Annotated in this window: 8 protein-coding genes (1 of these 8 running past the window's edge); 6 read left to right on the top strand and 2 right to left on the bottom strand. The window is 62.8% G+C overall.

The window, feature by feature from the left end; all coding sequences use genetic code 11:
• Nucleotides 1-113 carry the start of a CoA-acylating methylmalonate-semialdehyde dehydrogenase gene (locus LOY34_RS03180; protein ID WP_045197105.1) on the bottom strand. 1381 nt of this gene lie to the left of the window's left edge, so 113 of the gene's 1494 nt are visible here — the first part of the coding sequence; its start codon is at nt 111-113; the stop codon falls past the left edge of the window.
• A gap of 72 nt (nt 114-185) precedes the next feature.
• The gene (locus tag LOY34_RS03175; protein ID WP_093376384.1) at nt 186-1532 is read right to left on the bottom strand and encodes an aspartate aminotransferase family protein; all 1347 of its coding nucleotides are present in this window, start codon (nt 1530-1532) and stop codon (nt 186-188) included.
• A 237-nt stretch (nt 1533-1769) separates the two neighbouring features.
• Between LOY34_RS03175 and LOY34_RS03170 the strand changes: the two genes are divergently transcribed.
• The 6 genes from LOY34_RS03170 (at nt 1770) to LOY34_RS03145 (ending at nt 7560) form a co-directional block, all read left to right on the top strand.
• A complete protein-coding gene (locus LOY34_RS03170; RefSeq protein ID WP_195885623.1) occupies nt 1770-2789 on the top strand; it encodes an AbrB family transcriptional regulator in 1020 nt (339 codons plus the stop codon).
• A gap of 48 nt (nt 2790-2837) precedes the next feature.
• On the top strand, nt 2838-3752 hold the full coding sequence (locus LOY34_RS03165) for a LysR family transcriptional regulator (protein ID WP_195885622.1): 915 nt from the start codon (nt 2838-2840) through the stop codon (nt 3750-3752).
• 62 nt (nt 3753-3814) lie between these two features.
• Nucleotides 3815-4477: a TetR/AcrR family transcriptional regulator gene (locus LOY34_RS03160; RefSeq protein ID WP_093376396.1), complete on the top strand. Its 663-nt coding sequence runs from the start codon at nt 3815-3817 to the stop codon at nt 4475-4477.
• A 9-nt stretch (nt 4478-4486) separates the two neighbouring features.
• Complete coding sequence (locus LOY34_RS03155) at nt 4487-5071, top strand: YigZ family protein (RefSeq protein ID WP_195885621.1); 585 nt, start codon at nt 4487-4489, stop codon at nt 5069-5071.
• A 337-nt stretch (nt 5072-5408) separates the two neighbouring features.
• Entirely contained in the window at nt 5409-6089 is a 681-nt protein-coding gene (locus LOY34_RS03150; RefSeq protein ID WP_195885620.1) for an SDR family oxidoreductase, read from the top strand.
• Nucleotides 6090-6204: 115 nt separating this feature from the next.
• Nucleotides 6205-7560: an 8-oxoguanine deaminase gene (locus tag LOY34_RS03145; protein WP_195885619.1), complete on the top strand. Its 1356-nt coding sequence runs from the start codon at nt 6205-6207 to the stop codon at nt 7558-7560.

Below are 7560 nucleotides of genomic sequence, written 5' to 3'. Positions count from 1 at the left end.
CTGGCCAGGGCAACCTTGTGGATGGCCTGGCCAGTGGACGGGTTGAAGACATCGGCGGTGCGCGTGTCGGCAGCAACCAGTTCGCCGTTGATCAGGTGTTGAACAGTGCTCATGCAGAACTCCAGAAAGAGGGTATGCCTGGGCGCGAGATCACTCGCGCCCGCTGCTTATATATAGAGGGAGAATCAATCGACCTGGTTGATGGCCTCGCCGACCGCATCGAACAGGCGGTCCAGTTCCTGCGGCTGGCTGTTGAAGGTTGGGCCGAACTGCAGGGTGTCGCCGCCGAAGCGTACATAGAAGCCGGCTTTCCACAGCTTCATGGCGATCTCGTATGGACGCACGATGGCGTCACCGTCGCGGGCGGCAATCTGGATGGCGCCGGCCAGGCCGTAGTTACGGATGTCGATGATGTTCTTCGCGCCCTTGACCCCGTGCAGCACCTTCTCGAAGTGCGGCGACAGTTCGGCGGCCGATTGCACCAGGTTTTCTTTCTCCAGCAGGTCCAGCGCGGCGAGACCGGCGGCGCAGGCGACCGGGTGCGCCGAGTAGGTGTAGCCGTGGGGGAATTCCACCGCGTATTCCGGGGTCGGCTGGTTCATGAAGGTCTGGTAGATCTCGCTGCTGGCGATCACCGCGCCCATCGGGATGGCGCCGTTGGTGACTTGCTTGGCGATGCACATCAGATCCGGGGTGACGCCGAAGGCATCGGCACCGAACATCGAGCCCATGCGGCCGAAGCCGGTGATGACTTCGTCGAAGATCAGCAGGATGTTGTGCTGGTCGCAGATTTCCCGCAGACGCTTCAGGTAGCCCTTCGGCGGTGGCAGTACACCTGCGGAACCGGCCAGCGGCTCGACAATCAGCGCGGCGATGTTCGAAGCATCGTGCAGCTCGATCAGCTTGAGCATTTCATCGGCCAGGGCGATACCGCCCTCCTCCGGCATGCCTTTGGTGAAGGCATTGCCCGGCAGCAGGGTGTGCGGAATGTGATCGACGTCGAGCAACTGGCCGAACAGCTTGCGGTTGCCGTTGACGCCACCCAGGCTGGTACCGGCGATATTCACCCCGTGATAGCCACGGGCACGGCCGATCAGCTTGGTCTTGGTGGCCTGGCCTTTCAGGCGCCAGTAGGCACGGACCATCTTCACCGCGGTGTCGGCGCACTCGGAACCGGAGTTGGTATAGAAGACGTGATTGAGGTTGCCCGGGGTCAGGTCGGTGATTTTCTCGGCCAGTTGGAACGACAGCGGGTGGCCGAACTGGAAAGCCGGCGAGTAATCGAGCACGCCCAATTGGCGCGATACTGCTTCCTGGATCTGCTTGCGGGTGTGACCGGCGCCGCAAGTCCACAAGCCGGACAGGGCGTCATAAATCTTGCGGCCCTTGTCGTCGGTCAGGTAGCTGCCTTCGGCGGCGACGATCAGCCGTGGATCGCGCTGAAAATTGCGGTTGGCGGTGTAGGGCATCCAGTGGGCGTCCAGCTTGAGCTGGCTGGCCAGACCGACAGGAGCGTTTTCAGGCAGATTCATCGGACAAGTCCTCGCAAGGCAATTGGGCAGCGACAAGTGTTGTTGTGCCTAAATTGGCATGGGCTTAAGGTTTGGAAAATCTGGCTTTTCTAATCTTCAGATCACCACCGGCTAAACATTAATTCAAAACATCCAGCCGCAACGATGTTACAAAGTGTTTCCATGCACCCCGGCAAGGCGCATGATGCGGGCGGCCCCTTCAGGAGACTTGGCGCAGGACGCGCAAGCACACTCACCATGAAAACCATCCTGTGTTTACTGATCTGCGCCCTGGTTGGCGCCGCCGTACAGTTTGCCGGTGTGCCTCACGGGCTGTTGCTGGGCGCCATCGTCGCCAGCGCCATGTTGGTCAGCCGGCTGCGCTTTACCCCCGACCTGCGCTTTGGTCTGGAATACGTGCAACTGGTCATGGGTATCGCCACCGGCTTGATGTTCGAAGCCTGGGACAGCGACACGGTGGCCAGCATCCTGCCGAGCCTGGGTTTTCTGCTGCTGTGCCTGAGTGCGCAGATTGCCATCGCCGGCCTGTGGCTGTTCAGGGGGTGCGGCTGGAACCTCAAGGATTCACTGCTGGCGGTGTACCCCGGCGCCCTGGCTGCGGTGTTCGACTTGCTCGAGTCGGAACGGGCTTCGAGCAAGGTGATCGTTGTGCACCTGATGCGCCTGGTGTCGATTACCCTGCTGGTCAGCCTGAGCATTCGCGCCGGTAGCGATGTCCCTGCAAGCGCGAGCACCGCGCTTAATCCAGGCCTGTTGCTGACCCTGGCGTCGCTGCTTGCCCTGTGCATCCTGCTCGGGCGCCTGCTGCTCAAGCTTGGTGTTCCTGCGCCCTTCATGCTCACGGCGATCATCGCCACGGCGGTCTATGTAAAGCTGGGCTTGCTCCAGGCGTTTCATCTGCCCGGCTGGAGCGTCGATTTTGCCGCGCTGATCCTCGGTGTGCTGATCGGCGCCAGGTTCAGGGAAATCAGCCTCAAGGAGCTGGTCCGTCACGGCGGCGCCGGGCTGATGTCGGTGGGCCTGATGCTGCTGGTCGCTGCCGTCTTTGCCGGGGTGGCCGCCAAGGTGCTGGGCAGTGATCCATTCACTTTGTGGCTGGCCTACATGCCCGGGGCCATCGAAACCATTGCCATCGTCGCCTTCAGCGGTGGGCTGAACGTGGTGCTGGTGCTGTCGCACCACCTGGTGCGCATGCTGCTGTTGCACTTTGCCCCGGCCCTGCTCGTCCAGGCGCGCCGCTGGCGCGAGAATGTCTGATCAGCGTATGTTGTCTGCCTTTCATGTTCCTCAACGCAAAGGCACCGCGTGAAACGTCCACAACCCCTGGCCCAGGTCAGCGATTTCGATATCCGCCTGCTGAAGATCTACCGCAGCGTGGTGGAGTGCGGCGGCTTTTCGGCCGCCGAGAACGTCCTGGGCATCGGCCGCTCGGCCATCAGCCAGCAGATGAGCGACCTTGAGCAGCGCCTGGGCCTGCGCCTGTGCCAGCGCGGCCGCGCCGGTTTTTCGCTGACCGAGGAGGGCCGCGAGGTGTATCAATCGGCGTTGCAATTGCTCAGCGCCCTGGAAAGCTTTCGCACCGAGGTCAACGGCCTGCACCAGCATTTGCGTGGCGAGCTGAACATCGGCCTGACCGACAACCTGGTGACCCTGCCGCACATGCGCATCACCCATGCCCTGGCCCAGCTCAAGGACCGCGGCCCGGACGTGCGTATCCAGATCCGCATGATCGCCCCCAGCCAGGTCGAGCAAGGCGTGCTCGATGGCAGCCTGCACGTTGGCGTGGTGCCGCAGACCAGCCCGCTGTCGGGCCTTGAGTACCAGCCGCTGTACAGCGAACGTTCACTGCTGTTCTGCGCGGTCGGTCATCCGTTGTTTTACGCCGACGACCGGCAACTGGACGATGAGCGCCTCAACAGCCAGGACGCCATCGCCCCGACCTTCCGCCTGCCCGCCGATGTCCAGGCCCATTACCAGGCGCTCAACTGCACCGCCAGTGCCTCGGACCGCGAAGGCATGGCCTTCCTGATTCTGACCGGGCGCTACATCGGCTACCTGCCCGACCACTACGCGACCTTCTGGGTACAACAAGGCCGGCTGCGGGCACTCAAGCCCGCCGAGCGCTTTTATGACCTGAGCCTGTGCTGGGTAACGCGCAAGGGCCGGCGCCCGCACCTGGTCCTGGAAAGCTTCCTCGAAAGCCTGGCGGCTACTCGCTGAGGGCTAATGCTGGTAGGTTAGCCAGTCATAAGAGATACCCATTGCCTTGTCTGGAATCGTTCATGACCTTTGAAGTCCCTGCGCATCGCCTCCAAGCCTCGGGCAAGCCCGCCGGCCGCATTCGCCAGAAGAACGAGCAGGCCATCATCCAGGCCGCCGAGGACGAATTCGCCCGCCACGGTTTCAAGGGCACCAGCATGAACACCATCGCCCTCAAGGCCGGGCTGCCCAAGGCCAACCTGCATTACTACTTCACCAACAAGCTCGGCCTGTATGTGGCGGTGCTGAGCAACATCATCGAGTTGTGGGACAGCACCTTCAACGCCCTGACCGTCGACGACGACCCGGCCCTGGCCTTGAGCAGCTACATTCGCACCAAGATGGAATTCTCCCGGCGCAACCCGCAAGCCTCGCGGATCTTCGCCATGGAGATCATCAGCGGCGGGCAGTGCCTGAGCGACTATTTCAGCGAAGACTACCGTGCCTGGTTCAAGGGCCGTGCCGCAGTGTTCCAGGCCTGGATCGACGCCGGCAAGATGGACCCGGTCGACCCGGTGCACCTGATCTTCCTGCTCTGGGGCAGCACCCAGCACTATGCCGACTTCGCCACCCAGATCTGCCAGGTCACCGGCCGCAGCCGCCTGACCAAGCAGGACATGGAAGATGCCAGCAACAATCTTATCCAAATCATTCTTAAAGGCTGTGGCCTGACACCTCGCGACTGAATCTGCCTTATGCCTTTTACCCTGCTCGACACCTGCGAGTTTCGCGAAGAGATTCGCAAGAGCCGTTTCATCACCCTGGCTGCACCAATCAGTAGCCCGGCCGAAGCCATGAGCTTCATCGAACGCCACAGCGACCTCGCCGCCACCCACAACTGCTGGGCCTGGAAACTGGGCGGGCAATACCGCAGCAGCGACGACGGCGAACCCGGCGGCACCGCCGGGCGGCCGATCCTGGCGGCCATCGAGGCGCAGGACTGCGACCAGGTGGTAGTCTTGGTGATCCGCTGGTACGGCGGCATTCAACTGGGCACCGGCGGCCTGGCCCGCGCTTACGGCGGCGGCGCCAACAAGTGCCTGCAGCAGGCAGAAAAGCGCTTGCTGGTCAGCCGCAGCGAACTGACCTGCAGTTGCAGCTTCAGCGAATTGGCACTGCTCAAATTGCGCGTGGCCGAGGCTGATGGCCTGATGCTGGACGAACAGTTCACCGCCAATGGCGTCGACCTGCGCCTGGCCCTGGGCGAGGAACAGATCGAGGCGCTGCAACGCCAGTTGGCCGACCTCAGCCGTGGCCGCATCCTGCTGGAACGGGCCTGAACATTTGCCCACATTCACTGTGGGCCCGGCTGTGGATAAGCTCTGGGCATTCGCCTGCGAGCCTTTAACCACGGGGCCTGCAGAAGAACGATCATATTTTGATCAAGATTTCATGACAGCGCTTGAACTGGCGAAAAATCAGTAAGTTATCCCCAGTTATTGCGCATGCAAGCCACCACTACACGGCTTGTACCCAGCCTGCATGCTTGCACACAAATACTGTGGAGCAAGCTGTGGATAAGCCGTGCACCCCTGCGCCAACGGCTTGCCGGGCCACGGCTTGGCTAGACTGGTTATTCTTTGATCAACGTTTGATAACCCTCGAAAGGAGTTCTCCATGTCCACGAACAAAACCGCCCTGATCATCGGCGCCTCGCGCGGCCTGGGCCTTGGCCTGGTGCAACGCCTGGTGGAAGACGGCTGGAACGTGATCGCTACCGTACGCGACCCGGCCAGGGCCGATACCCTCAGCGCCCTGCCCCGGGTGCAGGTCGAAACCCTGGAAATGAACAGTGGCAGCCAACTGGATGCCCTCCAGCAACGCTTGCAGGGGCAGGTGTTTGACCTGCTGTTCGTCAATGCCGGGGTCATGGGCCCGGGTGACCAGAACCCTGAGCGCGCGCAACTGGCCGATGTCGGCGAGCTGTTCCTGACCAATGCCGTATCGCCCATTCGCGTGGCCCAGCACCTGGCCCCGCAACTGCGCGAAGACGGCGTGCTGGCGTTCATGAGTTCGATCCTTGGCAGCGTCGCCATTCCCGACGGCAGCGAGATGTGCCTGTACAAGGCCAGCAAGGCGGCCTTGAACTCGATGATCAACAGCTTCGTTACTCTGCAACAGCCACAGCAAACCGTCCTGGCCATGCACCCGGGCTGGGTGAAAACCGACATGGGCGGGGAAAACGCCGAGATCGACGTGCTCACCAGCACCCGCGGCATGCTTGAGCAGATCAAGGCCAATGCCGGCAAAGGTGGCCTGCAATTCATCAACTACAAAGGCGAAAGCCTGATCTGGTGAAACCTCGCGCGGTGGGTGTAGACTCGACACCTCGCCCACCGCGGCGGACCTGGATCAGCAGACAGGGCAACACTGAGCTGGCTAACCTGAACCCACTTTCAGAGGAGCCGGCACCATGCCTGCGACCCGTATCTGGTTGAAAAACCCCCTGGCCATCTTCACCGCCAACACCCTCGACGCCCGTGGCGGCCTGGTCATCGAAGACGGCCGTATCAACGAAGTTCTCGGCCTAGGGCAAGCCCCGGCCCGCCCCTGTGGACAAGTCTTCGACGCCCGCGAACACGTGGTGCTGCCGGGGCTTATCAACACCCACCACCACTTCTACCAGACCCTGACCCGCGCCTGGGCGCCGGTGGTCAATCAGCCTTTGTTCCCCTGGCTGAAAACCCTCTACCCGGTCTGGGCCCGGCTGACGCCGGCCAAGCTTGAACTGGCGACCCGCGTGGCCCTGGCCGAGCTGTTACTGTCGGGCTGCACCACTGCCGCCGATCACCATTACCTGTTCCCCGATGGCCTGGAAAACGCCATCGATGTGCAGGTCGAAGCGGTGCGCAAACTGGGCATGCGCGCCATGCTCACCCGTGGCTCCATGAGCCTGGGCGAAGCCGACGGCGGCCTGCCGCCGCAACAGACAGTGCAACAGGGCGAAGTGATCCTGGCCGACAGCCAGCGACTTATCCACAGCTACCACGAGCGTGGCGACGGTGCGCAGATCCAGATCGCCCTGGCACCCTGCTCGCCGTTCTCGGTCACCCCTGAGATCATGCGCGCCAGCGCTGACCTCGCCGCAGAGCTGGACGTGCGCCTGCACACCCACCTGGCTGAAACCCTCGACGAAGAAGACTTCTGCCTGCAGCGTTTCGGCCTGCGCACGGTCGATTACCTCGACAGCGTCGGCTGGCTCGGGCCGCGCACCTGGCTGGCCCATGGCATCCATTTCAATCCGGACGAGATCGCCCGCCTGGGCGCCGCCGGCACCGGCATCTGCCATTGCCCGAGTTCGAACATGCGCCTGGCTTCGGGCATCTGCCCGACCCTGGAACTGACCGGCGCCGGCGCGCCAGTGGGCTTGGGCGTGGACGGTTCGGCCTCCAACGACGCATCGAACATGATTCTCGAAGCGCGCCAGGCCCTGTACCTGCAACGGCTACGCTATGGCGCCGAAGCGATCACCCCGGAGCTGGTGCTGGGCTGGGCCACCCGCGGCTCGGCGCAGTTGCTCGGGCGTACCGACATCGGCGAACTGGCGGTGGGCAAACAGGCTGACCTGGCCTTGTTCAAACTCGATGAACTGCGCTTCTCCGGTAGCCACGATCCACTCTCGGCGCTGCTGCTGTGCGGCGCCGACCGCGCCGACCGGGTCATGGTCGGCGGCCAGTGGCGGGTGATCGATGGCCAGATCGAAGGCCTCGACGTGCAGAAACTGATCGCCGATCACCGTCAGGCCGCCGCCCAGTTGATCGCTGGCTGA

The sequence above is a fragment of the Pseudomonas sp. B21-009 genome (assembly GCF_024749345.1).
Classification (GTDB): Bacteria; Pseudomonadota; Gammaproteobacteria; order Pseudomonadales; family Pseudomonadaceae; genus Aquipseudomonas.
The sequence above is the reverse complement of the archived record's forward strand: the minus strand, read 5'-3'. Positions and strand labels throughout refer to the sequence as shown.